General features: G+C 66.5%; 19 protein-coding genes. 3 read left to right on the top strand and 16 right to left on the bottom strand.

Features of this window, described 5'->3' with window-relative positions:
- Nucleotides 1-17: 17 nt before the first annotated feature.
- From BLW48_RS07940 to BLW48_RS07900, 9 genes are all read right to left on the bottom strand, one after another.
- Complete coding sequence (locus BLW48_RS07940) at nucleotides 18-2,003, bottom strand: ABC-F family ATP-binding cassette domain-containing protein (protein ID WP_093173898.1); 1,986 nt, start codon at nucleotides 2,001-2,003, stop codon at nucleotides 18-20.
- Nucleotides 2,004-2,171: 168 nt separating this feature from the next.
- Nucleotides 2,172-3,053, bottom strand: a complete 882-nt coding sequence (prmB, locus tag BLW48_RS07935) for a 50S ribosomal protein L3 N(5)-glutamine methyltransferase (RefSeq protein WP_093173896.1) — start codon at nucleotides 3,051-3,053, stop codon at nucleotides 2,172-2,174.
- Nucleotides 3,050-4,228, bottom strand: a complete 1,179-nt coding sequence (dapE, locus tag BLW48_RS07930; protein ID WP_093173894.1) for a succinyl-diaminopimelate desuccinylase — start codon at nucleotides 4,226-4,228, stop codon at nucleotides 3,050-3,052. The genes prmB and dapE overlap by 4 nt, the downstream gene beginning before the upstream one ends.
- Before the next feature lie 16 nt (nucleotides 4,229-4,244).
- Nucleotides 4,245-5,393: a PilT/PilU family type 4a pilus ATPase gene (locus tag BLW48_RS07925; protein ID WP_093173892.1), complete on the bottom strand. Its 1,149-nt coding sequence runs from the start codon at nucleotides 5,391-5,393 to the stop codon at nucleotides 4,245-4,247.
- A gap of 66 nt (nucleotides 5,394-5,459) precedes the next feature.
- On the bottom strand, nucleotides 5,460-6,284 hold the full coding sequence (dapD, locus tag BLW48_RS07920) for a 2,3,4,5-tetrahydropyridine-2,6-dicarboxylate N-succinyltransferase (RefSeq protein WP_093054703.1): 825 nt from the start codon (nucleotides 6,282-6,284) through the stop codon (nucleotides 5,460-5,462).
- Nucleotides 6,285-6,324: 40 nt separating this feature from the next.
- The gene (dapC, locus tag BLW48_RS07915; protein ID WP_093173890.1) at nucleotides 6,325-7,536 is read right to left on the bottom strand and encodes a succinyldiaminopimelate transaminase; all 1,212 of its coding nucleotides are present in this window, start codon (nucleotides 7,534-7,536) and stop codon (nucleotides 6,325-6,327) included.
- A gap of 74 nt (nucleotides 7,537-7,610) precedes the next feature.
- Nucleotides 7,611-8,249, bottom strand: coding sequence for a LysE family translocator (locus BLW48_RS07910; RefSeq protein WP_093173888.1), 639 nt, complete (start codon nucleotides 8,247-8,249; stop codon nucleotides 7,611-7,613).
- Between the two features lie 35 nt (nucleotides 8,250-8,284).
- Complete coding sequence (gene argA, locus BLW48_RS07905; RefSeq protein ID WP_093054709.1) at nucleotides 8,285-9,631, bottom strand: amino-acid N-acetyltransferase; 1,347 nt, start codon at nucleotides 9,629-9,631, stop codon at nucleotides 8,285-8,287.
- A 40-nt stretch (nucleotides 9,632-9,671) separates the two neighbouring features.
- Nucleotides 9,672-11,654, bottom strand: a complete 1,983-nt coding sequence (locus tag BLW48_RS07900) for an AAA family ATPase (protein WP_093074613.1) — start codon at nucleotides 11,652-11,654, stop codon at nucleotides 9,672-9,674.
- A 474-nt stretch (nucleotides 11,655-12,128) separates the two neighbouring features.
- Here BLW48_RS07900 and hrpA point away from each other — a divergent pair, with 474 nt between their 5' ends.
- Nucleotides 12,129-15,914: an ATP-dependent RNA helicase HrpA gene (hrpA, locus tag BLW48_RS07895; protein ID WP_371127541.1), complete on the top strand. Its 3,786-nt coding sequence runs from the start codon at nucleotides 12,129-12,131 to the stop codon at nucleotides 15,912-15,914.
- Nucleotides 15,915-15,981: 67 nt separating this feature from the next.
- On the opposite strand, the gene BLW48_RS07890 is transcribed toward hrpA, so the two are convergent.
- The 7 genes from BLW48_RS07890 to lptF all read right to left on the bottom strand — a co-directional run bounded on the left by BLW48_RS07890 (nucleotide 15,982) and on the right by lptF (nucleotide 21,477).
- Nucleotides 15,982-16,140, bottom strand: a complete 159-nt coding sequence (locus BLW48_RS07890) for a DUF3309 family protein (RefSeq protein WP_093054714.1) — start codon at nucleotides 16,138-16,140, stop codon at nucleotides 15,982-15,984.
- Between the two features lie 98 nt (nucleotides 16,141-16,238).
- Complete coding sequence (locus BLW48_RS07885; RefSeq protein ID WP_093173886.1) at nucleotides 16,239-16,694, bottom strand: DUF3592 domain-containing protein; 456 nt, start codon at nucleotides 16,692-16,694, stop codon at nucleotides 16,239-16,241.
- Nucleotides 16,695-16,716: 22 nt separating this feature from the next.
- Nucleotides 16,717-17,889: a pyridoxal phosphate-dependent aminotransferase gene (locus BLW48_RS07880; RefSeq protein ID WP_093173885.1), complete on the bottom strand. Its 1,173-nt coding sequence runs from the start codon at nucleotides 17,887-17,889 to the stop codon at nucleotides 16,717-16,719.
- Entirely contained in the window at nucleotides 17,886-18,827 is a 942-nt protein-coding gene (locus BLW48_RS07875) for a CysB family HTH-type transcriptional regulator (protein WP_007832298.1), read from the bottom strand. Before BLW48_RS07875 ends, BLW48_RS07880 begins: the two co-directional genes overlap by 4 nt.
- A 66-nt stretch (nucleotides 18,828-18,893) precedes the next feature.
- On the bottom strand, nucleotides 18,894-19,253 hold the full coding sequence (locus BLW48_RS07870; protein WP_093173883.1) for a sirohydrochlorin chelatase: 360 nt from the start codon (nucleotides 19,251-19,253) through the stop codon (nucleotides 18,894-18,896).
- Nucleotides 19,250-20,359, bottom strand: coding sequence for an LPS export ABC transporter permease LptG (gene lptG / locus BLW48_RS07865; protein ID WP_093054722.1), 1,110 nt, complete (start codon nucleotides 20,357-20,359; stop codon nucleotides 19,250-19,252). Before lptG ends, BLW48_RS07870 begins: the two co-directional genes overlap by 4 nt.
- Entirely contained in the window at nucleotides 20,356-21,477 is a 1,122-nt protein-coding gene (gene lptF, locus BLW48_RS07860) for an LPS export ABC transporter permease LptF (protein ID WP_093173881.1), read from the bottom strand. The genes lptG and lptF overlap by 4 nt, the downstream gene beginning before the upstream one ends.
- Before the next feature lie 21 nt (nucleotides 21,478-21,498).
- Between lptF and BLW48_RS07855 the strand changes: the two genes are divergently transcribed.
- Entirely contained in the window at nucleotides 21,499-23,016 is a 1,518-nt protein-coding gene (locus tag BLW48_RS07855) for a leucyl aminopeptidase (protein ID WP_093173879.1), read from the top strand.
- Nucleotides 23,013-23,453: a DNA polymerase III subunit chi gene (locus BLW48_RS07850; protein ID WP_093173877.1), complete on the top strand. Its 441-nt coding sequence runs from the start codon at nucleotides 23,013-23,015 to the stop codon at nucleotides 23,451-23,453. The genes BLW48_RS07855 and BLW48_RS07850 overlap by 4 nt, the downstream gene beginning before the upstream one ends.

The raw sequence follows: 23,453 nt of genomic DNA, 5'->3' as shown, positions 1-23,453 counted from the left end.
GTTGTCGGCTTCCAGGCTCAGGCCGCGAGCGCTTCCAGCTGGTCCGACAGGGCCAGCCAGCGTTCTTCGAGGCGGCCGATTTCATCGTTGAGCGCCTTCAGCCGCTTGCCGGCTTCGGCGATCTCGGCGGAAGGCAGTGGTTGCGCCAGGCGCGCCTCGAGCGCGGTGCCGGCCGCGGCCAGGCGCTCGTCGATCTGGGCGATTTCGCGCTTGATCGGCTTGGCCTGGTCGCTGCGCTGCTGGCGCTCCTGGGCGTCCTGCTTGCGCTGCTGCGGGGCGGCGGGCGCGGCCACAGGCGGTGCAGCAGCGGCCGCAGCCGCCGCGCTGACGGCCTCGCGCACAGCCACCTTGGCCTCTTCGCGCAGGCGCTTGGCTTCGTCGAGCAGGTAGCGCTGGTAGTCGTCCAGGTCGCCGTCGAAGTCACCGACCACGCCGCGGCCGACCAGCCAGAACTCGTCGCACACCGAGCGCAGCAGCGCACGGTCGTGGCTCACCAGCATCAGCGTGCCCTCGAACTCGTTGAGCGCCACGGCCAGGGCTTCGCGGGTCGCCAGGTCCAGGTGGTTGGTGGGCTCGTCGAGCAGCAGCAGGTTGGGGCGCTGCCACACCATCATTGCCAGCACGAGGCGGGCTTTTTCGCCGCCGCTCATGGTGCCCACGGCTTGCTTGACCATGTCGCCGCTGAAGTTGAAGCTGCCGAGGAAGCCGCGCAGCGCCTGCTCGCCAGTGGCTTCCTTCACGCTGCTGCCGAGTTCGCGCGCCATGCGCACCATGTGTTCGAGCGGGGTGTCTTGCGGGCGCAGCACGTCGAGTTCCTGTTGCGCGAAGTAGCCGATGTTCAGGCCCTTGCCCTCGGTCACCTGGCCGGCCAGCGCGCCCATTTCGCGCGCGATGGTCTTCACCAGCGTCGACTTGCCCTGGCCGTTGGCGCCCAGGATGCCGATGCGCTGCCCCGCCAGCACCGAACGGCTGACGCCGCGCAGGATGGTTTTCGGCTCTTCGTTCTCGATCTCGTAGCCGAAGCTCGCGTTGCTGATCGACAGCATCGGGTTGGGAATGTTGCCCGGCTCCTTGAACTCGAAGGTGAAGTCTGCCTCGGCCAGCAGCGGCGCCACGCGCTCCATGCGTTCCAGCGCCTTGACCCGGCTTTGCGCCTGCTTGGCCTTGCTGGCCTTGGCCTTGAAGCGGTCGATGAACTTCTGCAGGTGGGCGATCTTGTCCTGCTGCTTGCTGAAGGCAACCTGCTGCTGCTCCATCTGCAGCGCGCGCATGTCCTCGAACTTGCTGTAGTTGCCGCCGTAGCGCGTGAGCTGGGCGTTGGCGATGTGCAGAGTGACGTCGGTCACGGCGTCGAGAAACTCGCGGTCGTGGCTGATGACGATCATCGTGCCCGGGTACTTCTGCAGCCAGGCTTCGAGCCAGACGAGCGCGTCCAGGTCCAGGTGGTTGGTGGGTTCGTCGAGCAGCAGCAGGTCGCTCGGGCACATCAGCGCGCGGGCCAGCTGCAGGCGCATGCGCCAGCCGCCGGAGAAGCTGTTGACGGGCTCGTCGAGCTCGTGCGACTTGAAGCCCAACCCCAGGATGAGCGCCTGTGCGCGCGGCACGGCGTCGTGCTCGCCGGCGTCGGCCAGGTCGGTGTAGGCGTGAGCCAGCTCCATGCCGATGTCGGCGTCGTCGGGGTTCTCGGTGTAGGCGGCCTCGATGGCGGCCAGCGACTCGCGCAGCTCGGTCAGGCGGGTGTCGCCGCCCACCACGAAGTCGGTTGCCGACTCTTCGGTTTCGGGCATGTTCTGCGCCACCTGGGCCATGCGCCAGTGCTTGGGCACCGAGAAATCGCCGCCGTCTTCGTGCAGCGTGCCGTTGAGCAGGGCGAACAGGGTCGACTTGCCGGCGCCGTTGCGCCCCACCAGGCCGACCTTTTCGCCGGGGTTGAGGGTGACGGTGGCGCCGTCGAGCAGAACCTTGGCGCTGCGGCGAAGAATGACGTTTTTGAGAGTGATCATGAAAGAGGAACCGTAGGGGCGATTATCCCGCCCGTCCTTTGCGGCCCGGCGAAAGGGGGCAAAAGCGCAGGGGAAAGGCGCGGCAGGCGCGGGGAATGGCCCGGTGAATGGGGTTTCGCGGCCAATGGCTGCGAGAAAACGGCTGAAGGGGGCTTGGGGCGGGCGCCGCTAACGCACGCCGGCGCCGGCCACCAGGGCGTCACGCGTGACAAGCAAGACCTGGTCCTCGCCCGCCGAGGTTTCGAGCCAGACGACTTCGAGCTGCGGGAAGGCGGCTTCGAAATAGTCGCGCTCGTTGCCGATTTCCAGCACCAGCACGGCCTGTTCGCTCATGCGCGAGGGCGCGTCGGCGAACAGCTGGCGCACGAAATCCATTCCGTCGGCGCCGCCGGCCAGCGCAAGCTCAGGCTCGGCGCGGTATTCGGCGGGCAGGGCGGCCATGCTGGCGCTGTTCACGTAGGGCGGGTTGCACAGCACGAGGTCGTACGGGCCGGGCAGGTTCTTCAGCCCGTCCGATTCGATCAGCGTGACGCGGGCGTCCAGCTGGTGGCGGGTGACGTTGATTGCGGCCACTTCAAGTGCCTCGACCGACAGGTCGGCTGCGTCCACCGTCACGTCCGGGTAAGTCAGCGCCGCGAGCACCGCGAGGCTGCCGTTGCCGGTGCACAGGTCGAGCACGCGCTGCGTGTGTTCGCCCAGCCAGTAGTCGATGCTGCCATCGGCGATCAGCTCGGCGATGAAGCTGCGCGGCACGATGGCGCGCTCGTCCACATAGAAGGGCACGCCCTGCAGCCACGCTTCCTTGGTGAGGTAGGCGGCAGGCTTGCGGGTGGAGATGCGTTCGTCGATGAGTGTGGTGACCTTGCCGGCGTCCGCGGGCGACACGGGCCTGTCGGCCACGCTGTCGATGTCGTCCAGCGGCAGCTTCAGGCGCCACAGCACGAGCCAGGCAGCTTCGTCAAAGGCGTTGGCAGTACCGTGGCCAAAGGCCACGCCGGCCTCTTCGAGCTTCTTGGCGCCCGACTCGATCAGTTCGATGACTGTGCTCATGCCGCAAGCGCAGCGTCGAGCTGCTTCAGCGTGCGCACGTAGATGTTCTTCAGCGTCTCGATCTCGGCCACGTCGATGTGCTCGTCGATCTTGTGGATGCTGGCGTTCACCGGGCCCAGCTCGACCACCTGCTTGCAGATCTTGGCGATGAAGCGAGCGTCGCTGGTGCCGCCGCTGGTCGACAGCTCGGTCTCGATGCCGGTCTCGTCGCGGATGGCGCCTTGCACGGCCGTGACCAGTTCGCCCGGCGTGGTCAGGAAGGGCAGGCCGCCGATGGTCCAGGCCAGCGTGTAGTCGACCTTGTGCGCGTCCAGCACGGCGTGCACGCGCTGCTGCAGCGACTCGGGCGTGGATTCGGTCGAGAAGCGGAAGTTGAAGTCGATCACCGCGCTGCCCGGAATCACATTGCTCGCGCCCGTGCCCGAGTGGAAATTGCTGATCTGCCAGCTGGTCGGCTGGAAATAGGGGTTGCTTGCGGCGTCCCAGCCGCCGGCGGCGTTGATGGCCACCAGTTCGGCCAGCGCGGGCGCCACCGAATGGACCGGGTTCTTCGCCAGGTGCGGGTAGGCGATGTGGCCCTGCACGCCCTTCACTGTGAGCTTGCCGCTCATGGTGCCGCGGCGGCCGTTCTTGATCATGTCGCCGCAGCGCTCCACGGCAGTGGGTTCGCCGACGATGCAGTAGTCGATGACCTCGCCTCGGGCGGCCAGCGCATTGCAGACGATGACGGTGCCGTCGACGCCGGGGCCTTCTTCATCGCTGGTGAGCAGCAGCGCCAGCGTGAGCTTCGGTTCGGGCGCGGCTTGCAGGAATTCCTCGATGGAGGTCACGAAGGCCGCGACCGAGGTCTTCATGTCGCAGGCGCCGCGGCCGTAGAGCTTGCCGTCGCGGTGCGTGGGCGTGAAGGGGTGGCTGGTCCATTGCTCGACGGGGCCGGTGGGCACCACGTCGGTGTGGCCGGCGAACACGAGCGTCTTGGTCGCGACCGCGTTCGCGGGGCGGCGCACCGCCCACAGGTTGGTCACGCGGAAGTCGGCCGGGCCGCTTTCGATGGTTTCCAGCGTGAAGCCCAGTTGCGCCAGCCGCTCGCCGAGGATCTGTTGGCAGCCCGCATCGTCGGGGGTGACGGAGGGGCGCGAGATGAGTTGTTCGGCGAGCTGGAGCGTACGGGACATCGGGAAAAGGCTTGGTTCAGAACTTCACGTCGAGCGTGATGTCGGTGAAGGTGGGTTCGTCGACCTGGTCGGTCAGATTGCGGTCGTCGACCTGTGGTTTGGGCGCGGCGCGGTTCTGCAGGCGCCACATCAGGTTGGTGGGCGAGTCGGCTTGCGACAGGCCTTCTTCGCGTGTGACGCGCTCTTCGGTGATGAGGCGGGCGATGTCTTCCTCGAAGGTCTGCGAGCCTTCGGCCATCGACTTTTCCATCGCTTCTTTCACCGCGGAGAAGTCGCCTTTTTCGATCAGCTCGGCCACCAGCGCGGTGTTGAGCATGACTTCGAGCGCCGGCACGCGGCCGCCGGCCGGCGTGCGCAGCAGGCGCTGCGACACGATGGCGCGCAGCGCGCCGCCCAGGTCGCCCAGCAGCGTGGGCCGCACCTCGACCGGGAAGAAGCTCAGGATGCGGTTCAGCGCGCGGTAGCTGTTGTTGGCGTGCAGCGTGGCTACGCACAGGTGGCCGGACTGCGCGTAGGCGATGGCGGCGGTCATGGTGTCGCGGTCGCGGATTTCGCCGATCTGGATCACGTCGGGCGCCTGGCGCAGCGCGTTCTTCAGCGCCGTCTGCAGCGAGGTGGTGTCGCTGCCCACGTCGCGCTGGTTCACCACCGACTTCTTGTTGGTGTAGGTGAACTCGATCGGCTCCTCGACCGTAAGGATGTGGCCGCTGGCGTGCTCGTTGCGGTAGTCGAGCATCGAGGCCAGCGTGGTGGTCTTGCCCGCGCCCGTGGCGCCGACCATCAGGATCAGCCCGCGCTTTTCCATGATCAGCGTCTTCAGGATGTCGGGCAGGTTCAGATCGGCAAAGCTCGGGATGTCGGCGGCAATGTGCCGCACCACCACCGCGTAGGTGCCGCGCTGGCGCATGGCGCTCACGCGGTAGTTGCCGGCGCCTTCGAGGGCGACAGCCATGTTGAGTTCGCCCGTGCTTTCCAGCTCCTGGATGCGGGCGGCGGGCACCACTTCGGACAGCAGCGCGAGCGGTGCGGTCGGAGGCAGCACCTGCGCGTTGATGGGCACGCAGATGCCGTTGATTCGGATCAGCACCGGGGAGTGGGCCGAGAGGTAGATGTCGGAGGCCTTGCGCTCGGCCATCAAACGAAGAATTCGCTCCATCATGTTCATCGGTCTCTCTCCTCGGGTGCTGTTGTTTTCTCTAAGGGGAAAAGGGTTCGGCCTTGAAGGAGCCGATCAGTCGCGCAGCAGGTCGTTCAGCGAAGTGGTGGAACGCGTCTTGGCGTCGACCTTCTTCACGATGATGGCTGCGTACATGCTGTAGCGGCCGTTGTCCTTGGGCAGGCTGCCTGCCACGACGACCGAGCCGGCGGGCACGCGGCCGAAATGGGTTTCGCCGGTGGCGCGGTCGTAAATGGGGGTGCTCTGGCCGATGAACACGCCCATCGACAGCACCGAGTTTTCTTCGACCACCACGCCTTCGACCACTTCAGAGCGGGCGCCGATGAAGCAGTTGTCTTCGATGATGGTAGGGCCGGCCTGCAGCGGCTCGAGCACGCCGCCGATGCCGACGCCGCCCGACAGGTGCACGTTGGCGCCAATTTGTGCGCACGAACCCACGGTGGCCCAGGTGTCGACCATGGTGCCTTCGCCCACGTAGGCGCCGATGTTCACGTACGAGGGCATCAGGATCGCGCCCTTGGCGATGAAGCTGCCGCGGCGGGCCACGGCTGGCGGCACGATGCGCACGCCCGATTCCTTCAGCTCACCGGCCGACAGGTGCGAGAACTTGGTGGGCACCTTGTCGTAGAAGCCGAGCGAGCCGGCCTGCATCTGCTCGTTGTCCTTCAGGCGGAACGACAGCAGCACGGCCTTCTTGATCCACTGGTGCACGGTCCACTGGCCGACGGCTTCGCGGGTTGCCACGCGCAGCTTGCCGTTGTTGAGCTCGGTGATGACGTGCTCGACGGCGTCGCGCACTTCGGCCGACGAGGCGGTGGGCGAGATGTTGGCGCGGTCGTCCCACGCGGCGTCGATGATTTGTTGCAGTTGCTGGGTCATTGAGAAGGTCTCGGGTGAAAAATCGGGGCAGGAAAGCGGGTCAGCGGCGGGTGTCCTTGCAGAAGCGGACGATGCGCTCGGCGGCCTCCACGCATTCGGCTGTTTCGGCCACCAGTGCCATGCGGATGCGGCCGCGGCCCGGGTTGGCGCTGTGCGCGGTCTCGCGCGCGAGATAGCTCCCCGGCAGAACCGTCACATTGTATTGAGCGTAGAGCGCGCGGGCGAAGGCTTCGTCGTCGCCAGCCCACACTTCGGGCACGCCGGCCCAGAGGTAAAAACTGGCGTCGGGCAGCCGCACGTCGAGCACGGGTTCGAGCAGCGGCGTGACGGCCGCGAACTTGGCGCGGTACTGGGCGCGGTTGTCGACCACATGCGACTCGTCGCCCCAGGCCGCGATGCTGGCCGCGGCCACGGTGCCGCTCATGGCGCTGCCGTGGTAGGTGCGATAGAGCAGAAACTTCTTGATGATGGCCGCGTCGCCCGCCACGAAACCGCTGCGCAGGCCGGGCACGTTGCTGCGCTTGGACAGCGAGGTCAGCGCAATCAGGTTGCGGAAGTCGGGCCGGCCGAGCTTCACCGAGGCTTCGAGGCCGCTGAGCGGGGGCTCGTCGCGAAAGTAGATCTCGCTGTAGCACTCGTCGGCGGCGATCACGAAGCCGTGGCGGTCAGACAGGGCGAAGAGCTTCTTCCACTCGTCCAGCGACATCACCGCGCCCGTCGGGTTGCCCGGCGAGCAGACGAACACCAGCTGCGTGCGGGCCCAGACGGCCTCGGGCACGCTGTCCCAGTCGACTGCGAAATTGCGCGCGGGCACGCTGGCTGCGTAGTACGGCTCGGCGCCCGAGAGCAGGGCCGCGCCCTCGTAGATTTGATAGAACGGGTTGGGCGACATCACCACCGGCTGCGGCGAAACGGTGGGGTCGACCACGGTCTGCGCCAGCGAGAACAGGGCTTCGCGCGAACCATTGACGGGCAGTACCTGGGTGGCTGGGTCGAGGGCGAGGCTGTAGCGGGTTTTCAGCCAGTCGGTGAAGGCGGTGCGCAGCGCCAGGTCGCCGGCGGTGGCGGGGTAGGCGGCCAGCGCGCCGAGGCTGGCGCTCAGGGCGTCCTTGATGAAGCCCGGCGTGGCGTGCTTGGGTTCGCCGATGCCCAAGCTGATGGCCGGGAACTCGGGGTTGGGCGTGACGCCCGCGAACAGTTGCTTCAGCCGTTCGAAGGGATAGGGTTGCAACCGGGAAAGCAGGGGATTCATGCCCGGGATTATCGGTGACAGGTGTTACCGCTCCTGCCGAAGCGGCTACTGGCAGCCATGACGGCTGGCAGGCGTCAGGCCGCGCTGCGCCGGTAGAAGGCCAGCGAGCCGGCCAGCGCCAGCAGCATGCCGCCGCAGGCGCGATCGATCCAGCGCGTGGCCGACACCGTCAGCAGCCGGATAGCGCGGGCGCCGACGAAGGCATAGGCCAGCATCACAGCCATGTCCAGGCCCGCGAAGATCAGGGCAATGACGATGTATTGCGGCGCCTGCGCGGCCGAGGGATCGATGAACTGCGGCAGCAGGGCCGAGCAGAAGATGTAGCCCTTGGGGTTGGTCACCGCCACCAGGAAAGACTTGAAGAAGATGCGCCGGCTTTCGCCCGCCGTGACCGAAGGCGCGGCATCGGCCGCCGGCAGGTGAAAACCGCCCTTAGAGCGCAGCATGCGCAGCCCGAGCCAGGCCAGGTACACCGCACCGACCCACTTCAGCATCGAGAACCAGAACTCCGACGCCGCCAGCAGTGCGCCCAGGCCGAGCGCCACGGCGCCGACCAGCACGAAATCAGACAGCACCGCGCCGAGCATGCCCGGCAGCGCCCGGCGCACGCCGTGGCGCGAACCGTTGCTGAGCGCCAGCAGCACCGTGGGGCCGGGCGTGGCGATGGCCGCGAAGGCCACGATGGCGAAGAGAAGGGCGGTGGCGAGCGTCATCGGGGCAGTCTCCTTCGTGGGTTTTCAGCGGGCGGTCAGATCTTCTTGACCAGCACCTGGCTCTTGCGATCCCAGTTGTACTTGCGCTTGCGCGCTTCGGGCAGCCAGTCGGGGTTGACCTGCTGGAAGCCGCGCTTGAGGAACCAGTGCATGGTGCGCGTGGTGAGCACGAAGATGCTGTCCAGGCCCATGGCCTTGGCGCGGTGCTCGATGCGCTTGAGGATGCGCTCGCCGTCGCCCTGCGACTGCGATTGGGGCGAAACCGTAAGCGCGGCCATCTCGGCGGTGCGCGCCTCGGGGTAGGGATAGAGCGCCGCGCAGCCGAAGATCACGCCGTCGTGCTCGATCACCGTGTAGTGGCCCACGTCGCGCTCGATCTCGTTGCGGTCGCGCTTGACCAGCGTGCCATCGCGCTCGAAGGGCTCGATCAGCTGCAGGATGCCTCCGATGTCGTCCACCGTGGCTTCGCGCAGGCTTTCGAGCTTCTCGTCGATCACCATGGTGCCGACGCCGTCGTGCACGTATACCTCCAGCAGCAGCGAGCCGTCGAGCGCAAAGGGCAGGATGTGGTTGCGCTCCACGCCGCCCTTGCAGGCCTTCACGCAGTGCTGCAGGTAGAAGCCCGTGTCGGTCGGCTTCTGGGCCGGCGGCAGCGAGGCCAGCAGCTTTTCGGCGGCGTCCAGCGGCAGCTCGGTGTCGATCGGGTTGTCTTCGCTCTCGGGCAGCTCGCTGTCGATGCGGATGCCCGGGATCTCGGTCAGGAAGATCAGCTTGTCGGCCTGGATGGAGATGGCGACGCTGGTGGCCACCTCTTCCATCGTCAGGTTGAAGGCCTCGCCGGTGGGCGAGAAGCCGAAGGGCGACATCAGCACCATCGCGCCGAAGTCCAGCGTACGGCGGATGCCGGCCGCGTCCACCTTGCGCACCAGGCCCGAATGCTTGAAGTCCACCCCGTCGACCACGCCGACAGGGCGCGCAGTGATGAAGTTGCCCGAGATCACCCGAACCGTCGAGCCCGCCATCGGCGTGTTGGGCAGGCCCTGGCTGAAGGCGGCCTCGATTTCATAGCGCAACTGGCCGGCGGCTTCCTGCGCGGAGTCGAGCGCCACCTCGTCGGTGATGCGGATGCCGTGCGAATAGCGCGCCTCGTGGCCCTTGGCCGCGAGCTGTTCGTTGACCTGCGGCCGGAAGCCGTGCACCAGCACGATCTTCACGCCCATGCTCTGGATCAGTGCCAGGTCTTGCGCAATGTTCTGCAGCTTGCCCGCCGCAATCGCCTCACCCGCCAGGCCGACCACGAAAGTCTTACCGCGGTGCGTGTGGATGTAGGGCGCGACCGAGCGGAACCAGGGCACGAAGGTGAAATTGAAGACGGTGGACATGGGGCGTGATTGTGCATTCATGAGGCGTCATTTGCCTGACTCAGGCGATCGCGCGCAGCACGCGGGCTGCGCTGGCGGGAATGGCCGCTCCTGCGCCCGTGGGTGGCGTCGGCGGTGGCAGGCCGGCGTTGCGGGCGCGGAAGGTCGCCAGCAGCGCCGCGTAGGCATCCGTGGCCGCGCCGGCCGCCGGGTCCGGCAGCTCGAGCATCGCGGCCAGTTCGGCCGGCGCGATGGAGCCCTCGCGCAGCAGTGCGTCGACCACCGCCATCAGCGCAGGCGTATGCGCGTCGAGCAGCGCCAGTGCGCGTGCGTGCTCCTGCGCCAGCAGGGCCTCGATCTCGGGGTTGGTCACCTCGATGTCGGTGTTGACGTTGTCGCCCGGGTCGTTCGCGACGTCGGTGCGGCTCAGGCGCGTGCCGAAGGCGAAGTGGCGCACGTACTGCGCGGCATAGGCAGTCGCCTGCATGAAGTCTTGCGTGGCGCCGGAGGTGCAGGCCTGCTCGCCGAACACCAGCTGTTCGGCGGCTCGGCCCGCGAGGCTCACGCAGATGCGGTCGCGCAGGTTCTCCTTCGACCAGGCCTTGCGCTGCTCGTAGCTGTTGTAGCCGCCCTCGAACGAGGCCACGTTGATCTTGATCTCCTGCGGTGCGCGGGCGAACAGCAGGCCGTAGGCCACGCCGTGGCCTGCCTCGTGCACGGCGAGCAGGGCGCGGAAGTCCTCGCTCGAGCGCTGCTTGAGGCGGTTCAGCTCCAGCGCGACCGGAAACTGCCGGCGCGCCTTGCGGTACTTGGCCGTGATGCACGATGCGCCCGCGTCCAGCGTGAGCCACACCGGCTCGCTGCCGTCGGCGCGTTGCTCCAGCGCCCACAGCGCGGCATTGACCAGCGTCGCGCTCAGGATCGCGTGGATCGACGAAAACAGCGGGCGCGTGCCCTGCGCCGGGAACACGGCGTTGGCGTAGATCTGCTCGTACACGCTAGCGTCGAGCACGAAGCGCACGCCGGAGCTTTCCTGGATCTCGGCCACGTAGCGGTCGCAGATCGACAGGATCAGGCGCACGTAGGTCGCGCGGTTGAACGAGGGGTAGATCACGTGGTTGTTGCCCAGTCGGGCGATCTGCTCGGGGCGGAAGCGCTCGGCCAGCGCCTTCTTCACGTCGATGACGGAGAGCTTCTTCGTCAGCGCGTGGAAGATGTCGGCGTCGGTGTCGCAGTCTTCGACGCGCTGGGCCGTCTCGGCGTACATCTCGTCGAGGTTGCCCGAGACGAACACCAGCAGCTTGCTGTAGTCGGTCTCCCAGCTTTGCTGCGTGTCACGGAAGGCGCGCAGGCGCGCGTGCACCTCGGCGGGCTTCCACGCCATGATCTGCAGCAGGGTCTCGGAGAGCTTCAGGCAGCGCTTGACTTCGCGCGCTTCCCAGGGCGACAGGTGCAGCTTGCGCTTCTTGTCGAACTTCTTCTTGTCGGCGCCGTCGCGGTCCTGCACGAACTCGGCATGCGCGAGCGACGACTCGATCTCGCCGAGCATCGAGAGCGCGGGCGGCAGGCGGCCGTCGGACAGCAGTGCCCACACGTCCTGGTAGCGCTCGACCTTGGCGTCGTTGCCGTTGCCGTCGACCGTGCGAAAGCGCTGGAACTCGTCGAGCACCAGGATGCCGGGCGTGCCTTCGGCGATGCCCGATTCGGCCAGCATGGCCGAGATGGAGCCGCGGCTGTGGTAGCCCGAGCCGTGGCTGAAGCCGTCCATCTGCACTTCGATGAAGCGGTCGTAGAAGCCCAGGTGCTGCGCGAGCTTGCGCACCAGCTGCGTCTTGCCGGTGCCGGTGAGGCCCCAGAGGCAGACGATGACGGGGCGGCTGATGATCTGCGGCAGCACATACCAGGCACGCAGCGAATCGATCACGCGGTCGATGATGTCGTCGATGCCGAAGAGCTCGGTCTTCAGGGCTTCGGCGACGGTCTGCAGGTGGCGCGTGCGCTCTGCGAGCTCGGCGTGCAGGCGGGAATGGATGTCTTTGGACATGGTGTTTTTCTTTTTTTGATTCTTTGAATCGAGCAGGTACGACAAAGGCGGCCGCTCCTTCGAAATGAAGGAGTCGGCAGGCAAGACGCTGTGGGTGTCGGTTGCGGCGCTTCAGTGTCCGAAGCGCGCCGACATGAGCGAGGGCGCGGGCTTCAGGCCGGGCGAGGCAACTTGACCCTCCCATGCGCGGCGGGCGCATGGCTTGCGCAGCGACGGCGCAAGGTGGTGGGGGCAAGGCGATAGGACATGGGACGCGATCGTAGTAGCGGTTTGCAATTGAGTAAAGACTATTTACGGATCGTGTTGCGACGAAGCAGCGCGCTGTGGATGCCGTGCAACAGCCGCGGTGCGCACCGATAATCGATGGTTTGCCCGCCGCGCCAGCCCGACGACTGCCTTCCCTTGACGACCACGACACCTCTCCGCATCGAATTTCCCGAATCGCTCCCTGTCTCGGGCAGGCGCGACGAAATCATGGCCGCCATATCGGCGCACCAGGTCGTGATCGTTTGCGGCGAGACGGGCTCGGGCAAGACCACGCAACTGCCGAAGATCGCGCTCGCACTGGGCCGCGGCAAGCTCAATGCCGAGCCGGGCAAGGGGCGGCTCATCGGCCACACACAGCCGCGCCGCATCGCCGCGAGCTCGGTGGCCAAGCGCATCGCCGAAGAGCTGAAGACGCCGCTGGGCGACGTGGTCGGCTTCAAGGTGCGCTTTCAAGACCGCTTGAGCCGGGACGCCTCGGTCAAGCTGATGACCGACGGCATTTTGCTGGCCGAGACGCAGACCGATCCGCTGCTGAAGGCCTACGACACGCTCATCATCGACGAGGCACACGAGCGCTCGCTGAACATCGACTTCCTGCTGGGCTACCTGCGCGAGATTCTTCCGCGCCGGCCCGACCTGAAGGTGATCGTCACCTCGGCCACCATCGATGCCGATCGCTTCGCGCAGCATTTCGCCTCGGCCAAGGGGCCTGCACCGACCATCATGGTGTCGGGCCGCACCTTCCCGGTGGAGCAGCGCTACCGGCCTTTCGAAGAATCGCGCGAGCATGATCTGAACGACGCCATTTCCGATGGCGTCGACGAACTCTGGCGCGATCCGCACAACGCAGGCGACATCCTCGTCTTCCTGCCCGGTGAGCGCGAAATCCGCGAGGCGGCCGACCACCTGCGCCGCCACCTGAGCCACCAGCCGCTGCTGCGCAATGCCGAGGTGTTGCCGCTGTTCGCACGGCTCTCGGGTCCCGAGCAGGACCGCATCTTCGACGGCCACACGGGACGGCGCATCGTGCTGGCCACCAACGTGGCCGAAACCTCGCTCACGGTGCCGGGCATCCGCTACGTGATCGACACCGGCACGGCGCGCGTCAAGCGCTACAGCTTCCGCAGCAAGGTCGAGCAGTTGCTGGTCGAGCCGATCAGCCAGGCGGCGGCCAACCAGCGCGCGGGTCGGTGCGGGCGCGTGGCGAACGGCATTTGCATCCGGCTCTACGACGAGAAAGATTTCGAAGGCCGCCCGCGCTTCACCGATCCGGAAATCCTGCGTTCGTCGCTGGCCGGCGTGATCCTGCGGATGAAGTCGCTGCGCCTGGGCGACGTGGCGCGCTTTCCGTTCCTGGAGGCACCGTCGCCGCGCGCGATTGCCGACGGCTACCAGTTGCTCAACGAACTGGGCGCGGTCGACGATGCCAACGAGCTCACGCACACCGGCGCCGAGCTGTCGAGGCTGCCGCTGGACCCGCGCGTGGGCCGCATGATCCTGGAAGCCCGCTCGCGCGGTGCGCTCGAAGAAGTGCTCATCATCGCGTCGGCCCTCAGCGTGCAGGACGTGCGCGACCGCCCGATGGAAGCCCAGCAGCAGGCCGACCAGGCGCATTCGAAGTTCGACGACGAGAAGAGCGAGTTCAGCGGCTACCTTCGCCTGTGGAAATGGATCGCCGACGCGCGCGGCGGCCACGGTGACACGCACAAGCTCAGCAACCGGCAGTACGAACAGCTGCTGCGGCAGAACTTCATCAACATCCGCCGCGTGCGCGAATGGCGAGACATCCATTCGCAGCTGCTCACGGTCGTCACCGAGCACAAGTGGCGCCTGAATGCGGAGCCTGCCGGCTACGAGCCGCTGCACCTGTCGATGCTCGCAGGCCTGCTGGGCAACGTCGGCTGGAAGCTCGAAGACGACGAGGCGTACCTCGGCGCGCGGGGCATCAAGTTCTACAAGCACCCCGGCGCGCACCTGAAGAAGAAGCCGGGCCGATGGATCGTCGCGGCCGAACTGGTCGAGACCACGCGGCTCTTCGGGCGCGGCATCGCCAACATCGAGCCGCAGTGGCTCGAACAGGTGGCGGAGCATCTGCTGAAGAAGCAGTTGCTCGATCCGCACTGGGAGAAAAAAGGCGCGCAGGTGTCGGCGCTGGAGCGTGCAACGCTGTACGGCCTTGTTGTCTACAGCGGGCGGCGTGTCGATTTCACCAAGGTCGATCCGGTCGCGGCGCGCGAGATCTTCATCCGCGAAGCGCTGGTCGCCGGGCAGTGGGAGAGCAAGTTTCCGTTCCTGCAGGCCAACCGCAAGCTGGTGCGCGAGGTCGAGGGGCTGGAACACAAGTCGCGCCGGCAGGACGTACTGGTCGACGACGAACTGATCTTCGCCTTCTACGACGCACAGCTGCCCGTCGACGTGGCCAGCGGCATCACTTTCGAGAACTGGTACCGCCAAGCCTCCAAGGAACAGCCGCGCCTGCTGTTCCTGACGCGCGACGAGCTGATGCGCCACCAGGCGGCCGGCATCACGACGCAATCGTTCCCGCCGACGCTGCGGCTCGGCGGCGTGGATTGCGCCGCGACATACCTGCACGAGCCCGGCGACGCGAAGGACGGCCTCACGGCCAGCGTGCCGCTGTTCGTGCTCAACCAGGTGAGCGAGGAGCGCTGCGAGTGGCTGGTGACGGGCATGCTCAAGGACAAGATCCAGGCACTGCTCAAGAGCCTGCCGCAGCGTCCGCGCTCGCGGCTGGTGCCGCTGCCCGAGTCGGCCTCGAAGCTGGCGGAAGAGCTGTCCGTGCCTGAGCTGTTCGGCACCGGCTCGCTGACCGACGTGCTGCTCAAGCGCGTGCGCGACATGACCAGCATCGACGTCAAGCGCGCGGACTTCAAGCTCGACATGCTGCCGCCGCACCTGTTCATGAACCTGCGCGTGATCGACGAGCACGGCCGGCAATTGGGCATGGGGCGCAACCTCGGTGCGCTGAAGGCCGAGCTTGGAGCGCAGGCGCGTGGTGCCTTCCAGGCGCTGGCTGGGCTCAACGTCAAGGCGTCGCCGGAGAAGAATGCGGCTGCTGTGTCCGAAAGCAGGTCCGGGGCGCCCGCGAAGGACGCGAGCCAGCCCGCACCCGCCCCATTGCCTGCCGGCCAGCGCTACACGGGCTGGACCTTCGGCGAGCTGCCCGAGCTGATGGAAGTGCGCCGCGGCTCGCAATCGCTGATCGGCTTTCCGGCGCTGCGCGATGAAGGCGACGCGGTGACCATCGAAGTGTTCGACGAGCCCGCCGTGGCAGCTGCCAAGCACCGCGCCGGCCTGCGCCGCCTGTTCGCGCTGCAGCTGAAAGATGCGCTCAAGTACCTCGAGAAGAACATTCCCGACCTGCAGAAGATGTCGGTGGCCTACATGCCGCTAGGCACCTCCGAAGAGCTGCGTACGCAGATCATCGATGTGGCGATCGACCGCGCCTTCCTGCAGGAGCCGCTGCCGACCGACGAGTTCGCGTTCAAGCGCCGGCTGGAGGAGGGCCGTGGCCGCCTCACGCTGATCGCCAACGAGGTGGCCCGGCTCGCGTCGACCATCCTCATCGAATACGCGGCGGCCGCGCGCAAGATCAAGGACACGAAAATCCAGCCCGACGCCGTGCAGGACGCCGCGCAGCAACTGCAGCGCCTCGTCGGCAAGCGCTTCATCGCCGATGCGCCGTGGACGCAGCTGCAGCACTTCGCGCGCTACCTCAAGGCCATCGTGCTGCGGCTCGACAAGCTGCGCGCCGACCCGGCGCGCGATGCCGCCAAGCTCGCCGAGCTGAAGCCGCAGGACCAGCGCTACTGGCGCCTTGTGGCCGAACGCAAGGGCGTGGTGGACGACCGCATGCTCGAGTTCCGTTGGCTGCTCGAAGAACTGCGCGTGAGCTTCTTCGCACAAGAGCTGCGCACGCCGCAGCCGGTGAGCGTGAAGCGGCTCGACAAGGCCTGGGCGCAGTTGCAGGCCTGATCCGCTGGCCGCAGTGGACGAAAAAAAGCCCGCTTGCGCGGGCTTTTTCTTTGCGGCGTGCCTGGGCCTATATGCGTCCCATGAGAACCAGGATCACGACGATCAGCACGACCAGGCCGACACCGCCGCTGGGACCATAGCCCCAGGCCCGGCTGTATCCCCAACTCGGCAGCGCGCCGATCAATATCAGGATCAGGACGATCAGCAGAATGAACGAGAGCGACATGTTTTCTCCAGGGCGGTTGTTGTGACGAGCTTTCATGCTCCCCCTGACATGTCGCGCGGATCGCCGGAGAGCCGCCCCTTCGGTGGTCGGTGAACGTCCTACCCTGGCCGTCGGCGCGTTGCCGGCGCCAGCGCAGGCAGGAACAGCATCGCCACCGCGACGAGCAGGAAAACAAGGCCAATGCCGCCGGTGATGGCGGCGCCGCCCCACAGCGAGAAAAAGCCGTTCAGCATGGCGTCCTGCGGGTTGCGTGGATCGAAGAAGACGTCGACTTTCTCGCCGACGTCGTAGGCCGGCGGGTTGCTGCTGCTCGACGGAGTGAACTCGATGATCTCGCCGCCCGGCGCCTTGAAGCGCACCAGCGGCTTCCAGGTGCCCGAACTGTTGCTCTTCGAGCTTTCCACGTGGAGCAGCCGCAGGACTTCGCCCTGCGTGCGGCTGGCCGACGCGATGAAGGCCGACGTATGCTGGTACAGCAGCAGGGCAATGCCGCACAGCAGCGCGCCGACCACGCTGAAAACGAGCCTGATGATGGTGGTGGGCTGTTTCGTCATCGACGTGCGGCTGCCGCAGGCGTCAGAGCCGCGCGAGGCGCTCCAGCGCGGCGAGCAGCGTCTCGTCCTTCTTGGCGAAGCAGAAGCGCACCACGCGCTGGTCGAAGCCGTCGCCGTAGAAAGCCGACAGCGGGATCGCCGCCACGCCGATCTCGCGCGTGAGCCACAGGCAGAACTCGGCTTCGGACAGGTCGCTCACCGCCGAGATGTCGACGCACTGGAAGTAGCTGCCTTCGCTGCGCAGCAGCTTGAAGCGGGTTTTTTCGGCCAGGCCCGCCGCGAACAAGTCGCGCTTGCGCTGATAGAAGGCCGGCAGTTCGAGGTACGGCTTCGGCTCGCCCATGTACTGCGCAAGCGCATGCTGCATCGGCGTGTTCACGGTGAACACGTTGAACTGGTGCACCTTGCGGAATTCGGCCATCAGCGGGGCCGGCGCGGCCACGTAGCCGACCTTCCAGCCGGTGACGTGGTACGTCTTGCCGAAGCTGCTGACGATGAAGCTGCGCGCTGCCAGGCCCGGGAAGCGAGCCACGCTTTCGTGGCGGGCGTTGTCGAACACCATGTGCTCGTAGACCTCGTCGCTGATCACGAACACGTCGGTGGGGGCGAGCAGTTCTTCGAGCTGCCGCATCTCGGCTTCGGTCCAGACCGTGGCGCTCGGGTTGTGCGGCGTGTTGATGATGATGGCGCGCGTGCGCGGAGTGAGCGCTGCGGCGATCTTGTCGAAGTCGGGGCGGAAGGTGCCCGGCGTGAGCGGCACGCGCACCACGCTGCCGCCGGCCAGCTCGATGTTGGGCACGTAGCTGTCGTAGCAGGGTTCCAGCACGATCACTTCGTCGCCCGGGCGCACGATGGCGAGGATGGCAGTGATGATGGCTTGCGTGGCGCCGGCGGTAACGGTGATTTCCGTGGCCGCGCTGTAGCTGTAGCCGTACATCGCCGAGATCTTGGCGGCGATGGCGTCGCGCAGCGCCGGGATGCCGGGCATCGGCGGGTACTGGTTGTGGCCCGCGGCCATGGCGGCCGTGACGTCTTCGAGCAGCTTCGGATCGCAGTGGAAATCCGGAAAGCCCTGGCCCAGGTTGACCGCGTTCTTCTCGGCGGCCAGCGCCGACATCACGGTGAAGATGGTGGTGCCGACGGCCGGCAGCTTGGTGACGATGTCGGGCGTGCGTGGGGTTTGAACTGTGCTCATAGCTCGTAGTCTTGTTGGTGGCCGCTCAGGGCCTTGGCGATCAGGTTGCGGTCGAGGCGGTCGGACAGCAGCTCTGCGAACTTGAAGACGAAGTTGCGCAGATAGGCGCTGCGCTTGAACGCGACACGCGCAATATTCTGGCCGAACACATGCCCCATCGGGCGCACCACGAGGTCGGCGTTCGACTCGTCGCGCACGGCCATTTCGGCCACGATGCCCACGCCCAGCCCGAGGCGCACGTAGGTCTTGATCACGTCGGAGTCGATGGCTTCGAGCGCGATGCGCGGTGTGAGCTTTTTCTGCGCGAACGCATGGTCGATGCGCGTGCGGCCGGTGAACGAGGGGTGGTACGTGATGATCGGCTCGCTCGCCAGGTCTTCGAGCGAAATGCGCTCCTTGGCGGCCAGCGGATGGTCCTTGGGCAGCACCAGAACGTGCTGCCATTCGTAGCAGGGCAGGGTCACCAGCTCGGCGTAGCCGTCGAGCGATTCGGTGGCGATGCCGATCTCGGCGATCTCGTCGATCACCATGCGAGCCACCTGGTCGGGCGAGCCCTGGTGCAGGCTCACGTTGACCTTGGGATAGGCCTCGCGCAGGTTCGCCACGGGCACGGGCAGCACGTAGCGCGCCTGCGTATGGGTGGTGGCGATGGAGAGGGTGCCGCTGTCCTGCGCGCTGAACTGTTCGCCGATGCGCTTGAGATTGCCCACCTCGCGCATGATGAGTTCGATGCTGGCGATGACGTGCTGGCCCGGCTCGGTAACGCGTTTGAGCCGCTTGCCATGGCGCGCGAAGATTTCAACGCCCAGTTCTTCCTCGAGCTCGATGATGGCCTTGGAGACACCGGGTTGCGAGGTGTGCAGCGCCTTGGCCGCCTCGGTGAGGTTCAGGTTGCGCCGCACGGCTTCCTGAACAAACTTGAACTGATGCAGATTCATATCAAATTCCGTCTTATTACGGAATTCATTATGCCTTCGGAATCTATCGAAATTGCCGGATGTTCACTATTTGACCGCAATTCTGGCCAGGAGATCGACCAGTTCGGGCTCTTCGCCGACGATGCGCGCGAGCGAAAAGTCAATGGCGGGCCATTTCTGGCGCAGTGCCTCGAGTTGGTGCGGCAGGTCTTCGCGAGCGTGCTTGCCCATGCCCAGGAACAGCGGAACCACGCGGATAGCGGTGGCGCCACTGGCAATCAGCGCCGCCGTCGCCGTGGGCAGGTCGGGCGTTGCCAGCTCCATGTAGGCGCAGGCCACGCGGGCATTCGGCTCGTTTTTGCACACGCGTTCGGCCACGGCCTCGATGGGCTCGCGCCAGCGCTCGTCGCGCGAACCGTGCGCCAGTAAAACGATGCCCTGGGTCATCGTCGCAAGACCAGCCAGCTGAAGGCCGTCAACGACATCACCGAATAGATCATGCCCGGCGCCGCCGCCGTGAGCCATGGCGACCAGTTGCTGAGGTTGCCGAGGTAGCCGAACACGTTGTTCAGCAGGAAGAAGCTGATGCCGATCATCACGCCGCCGAACACATAGGTGGTGATGCCGGCCTGGCGGAAGTGCAGGTAGGCGAAGGGCAGGGCGAGCACCACCATCACCAGGCACGAGAGCGGATAGAACACCTTGCGCCAGAACTCGATCTCGTAGCGCTGCGCGGTCTGGCCGTTGGCGTCGAGGTGGCGGATGTAGTCGAACAGGTCGATCGTGCTCATGCGGTCGGGGCGCAGGAGCGCGACCGAGACCATTTCGCTGGTCAGCGAGGTGGCCCAGTTCAGCTGCGGGGTCTTGGTCGTGGCGATGCGGGCCTGGTCGGCCGCGCCGCGCGTGTCGTACTTCTGCTCTTCCACGTCGGTGAGCATCCAGTGCCCGTCGCCGATGCGGGCCGAGCCTGCGGTGATCTGGGTGCTGATGTAGCCGTTGTCGTCGAATTCGAAGATGCGCGGGCTCTTCAGCGCGCCTTTGCGGTCGATGGACAGCACGTTCACCGCGTACGAGACATTGCCCCGTTTTTCCTTGAGCCAGGCGCCCGTGTTGCCCGCCAGCGAATAGATGCCCTGGTACTTGGCCTTGAGCAGTTGCCCCGTGCGCTCGGAGGCCGGGGCGACATAGTCGCCGACGGCGAAGGTCAGCACGACGAAGCCGACGCCCAGCAGCAGCAGGGTGCGCAGCGCACGCCAGGGCCCCAGCCCGCTGGTGCGCAGAATGGTGTATTCGGAGCTTTGCGCCAGCCGGGCCATCACGAAGATGGAGCCGATCAGCACCGTGATCGGCAGCAGTTCGTAGAGGTGGCTCGGCACCAGCAGCATCACGTAGGCCAGCGCCTGTGCGGGCCCGTAGTTGAGGCTGTCCGGCTTGCCGATGGATTGCAGTTCGTCGACGAAGTCGAAGAAGAAAAAGAGGCTCAGGAAGCCGAGCGTCACGAACGCAACGGCCTTCAGCACCTCCACGTAGATCAGGCGTCTTATCGTTTTCACGTGGGTTCGATCTTGGGTGTGGGCAGCACGGCGGCAGACGAGCTTTGCTTTGATCGCCGGCCCCAGTTGTTCTGGCGAACGCCGAGCCATGCCAGGTTGATCAGCAGCACGCCGCCATGCAACAGCAGCATGAAACTGCCCATGCTGTATTTGCCCGAGCTGATCCAGCTTTGGCCCAGGTTGAGCATGTTGTAGTACACGACGAACGCGAACAGCGCGAGAAGCAGGTTGCCGCTTCGGCCGACGCGCGGGTTGGCGCTGGATACATTCAGCGCCAGCAGCACGAAGTTGATGGCCGTCAGCAGCATGCCGATGCGCCAGGCCAGTTCGCCGCGGCTGGGGTCGCTGGTGTCGGGCAGCAGGGACAGCGTGCTGCGCGCGCGCGGCGGTGTCGCGTCGTTGACCAGGCCGCTGTTGCCGCCTGCCCGGGTGCCGTAAGTCTTGAACTCGCTGATCTTCAGGCCGGTGTTTGTCATGGGCTGCTCGAGCCGCTGGCCGCTGTTGAGCAGCAGGTAGCGCGAATCGCCGATGTTCTCGATGCTGCCGCTGCGCGCCGAGGTCGTGATCTGCATGTTGCGCTCGATCGACCAGATGAAGACGTTGGTGGCCTTGGAGTTGTCCGGCGTCTCCTTGTCGATGAAGAACACGCGCACCCGGCCAGCGGATTCGCGGAACTCACCAGGCGCCACCCGCTCGATGTCGCTGCGCTGCTCGTACTGCTTGCGCATGCCGATGGTCTGCGAGTTGGCCCACGGCCAGCCCACCAGCGCCATCACCGCGATCAGGATCAGCACCGGCCAGGCGAAGCGGAAGAGTGGCTTGATGAAGTCGGTCAGGCCGCGGCCGCTGGAAAACCAGATCACCATTTCGCTGTCGCGGTACATGCGCGACAGGGTGCCGACGATGGCGATGAACAGGCTCAGGCTCAGGATGGTCGGCATGTAGCCGAGCACCGTGTAGGCCATCACCAGGAACACCTCCTGCGGGTTCACACTGCCCTTGGACGCGAGCCCGAGGGTACGGATGAGCATCATGGTCATCACGATGGTGACCAGTACCACGAGGGTCGCTCCGAAGCTGCGGGACAGCTCCTTGCGTAGGGAAGAATGGAATAACATCGTTCGAGGAAAAAAAGGATTATGGACTTTCAACTCAAGACCCTCACCGTCGCCCAGGCCGCAGCCGAGAAATCCGATGTCCTGATCGTGCTCGTCGGCAGCGCTCCTCTTACCTCCAAAGACCCGTTGTCGGTGCTCGCCGCCAGTGCCCGCAAGGCCGGCGACCTGCCTGACAAGGCCGGCAAGCTGCTGGGGCTTTACCGTCCGGAAGACGTCGTGGCGTCCCGCGTGGTGCTCGCCGCCATCGGCGACGGCAAGCCCGCCTCGGTTCGCAGCGGCGTGGTTGCGGCGGTCAATTCGGCCAAGGCCCAGGCCCCCAAGCGCGTGACCGTGGTGTTCGCCCAGCCTGCCGAGGGCGCGGCGGTGGCCAGCGCCGTCACGGCGGCGGCTGACGCCAGCTACGTCTACACCGCCACCAAGTCGAAGGCCGAACCCCGCAGCATTCGCCACCTGACCGTCGGCGTGGCTGATGCCGCCGCCGTCACCGGCGCCTTCGACGCCGCCCGTGCCACTGTCGCGGGCATCGAACTGGCCAAGGAGTGGGGCAACCGGCCCGCCAACCACGCCACGCCCACGCTGCTGGCCGAGGCCGCCAAGGGGCTGGCCAAGCTGCCGAACATCAAGTGCGAGGTGCTGGGGCCGAAGGAAGTCGAAAAGCTCGGCATGGGCTCCTTCGCCGCGGTGGCGCAGGGCTCGGCGGAGCCGCTGCGCTTCATCGTGCTGCGCTACCACGGGGCGCCCAAGGACCAGGCGCCCGTGGTGCTGGTCGGCAAGGGCATCACCTTCGACACCGGCGGCGTCTCGCTCAAGCCCGCTGCCGAAATGGACGAGATGAAGTTCGACATGTGCGGCGCGGCCAGCGTGCTCGGCACCTTCCGCGCGCTCGGCGACATCCAGCCCGCCATCAACGTCGTCGGCCTCATTCCTTCGTGCGAGAACATGAACGACGGCCGCGCGGTGAAGCCGGGCGACGTGGTGACCAGCATGAGCGGCCAGACCATCGAGGTGCTCAACACCGACGCAGAAGGCCGGCTCATCCTGTGCGACGCGCTGACCTATGCCAAGCGCTTCGAGCCGGCGGCAGTGATCGACATCGCCACGCTGACGGGCGCCTGCGTGGTGGCCCTGGGCGGCGTGCGCAGCGGCCTGTTCTCGACCAACGAAGCATTGGCCGCGGCGCTCGAAGCCGCTGGCGAGACCTCGCAGGACCGCTGCTGGCGCCTGCCGCTCGATGACGACTACGCGGAAGGCCTCAAGAGCAACTTTGCCGATGTGGCGAACATTGCCGGCCGCGCGGGTGGCGCCATCACTGCCGCCAAGTTCCTGCAGCGCTTCGCGGGCGACTTCGCCTGGGCGCATCTGGATATCGCGGGCACTGCGTGGAAGAGCGGCGCGGCAAAGGGTTCGACCGGGCGGCCGGTGGGCTTGCTGGTGTCGTACCTGACGAGTCGCGCGGCCAGCGGCGACGCCAAGACCGGCAAGGCCAAGAAAACCAAGACCCCTGAAGCTCCAGCCAAAAAGGCCCGGGCCACGAAGTGACGGAAATCGGCTTTCACTACAACGCGCGTGACAAGCTGAACTACGCCTGCCGGCTGGTTCGCAAGGCCGTGAACGCGCGCGGCCTGCGCGTGGTAGTCGTGGGCGATGCGCAGGCGCTCGACGCCGTGGATGCGGCACTCTGGCAGCTGTCGCCGGTGGACTTCGTCGCGCACTGCCGAGGCGATGCGCCGGCTCATGTGGTCGCGCGTTCGCCCGTCGTTCTGTCGGCGCAGGGCGCTGATGCGGCCTCGCTGCCGCACCGCGAAATGCTGGTGAATCTGGGCCTCGAAGTGCCTGCGGGCTTCGAGCGCTATGAACGCATGATCGACATCGTGAGCGACGAGGACAACGACCGCCAGGTCGGTCGTTCGCGCTGGCGCCACTATGCCGATCGTGGCTACACCATCCAGCCGCACGACTTCGCAAAGAGTCCCTGA

The organism is Variovorax sp. YR266 (assembly GCF_900107295.1).
Taxonomy (GTDB): Bacteria; Pseudomonadota; Gammaproteobacteria; order Burkholderiales; family Burkholderiaceae_C; genus Variovorax.
This window is presented reverse-complemented; position numbering and strand designations above follow the sequence as displayed.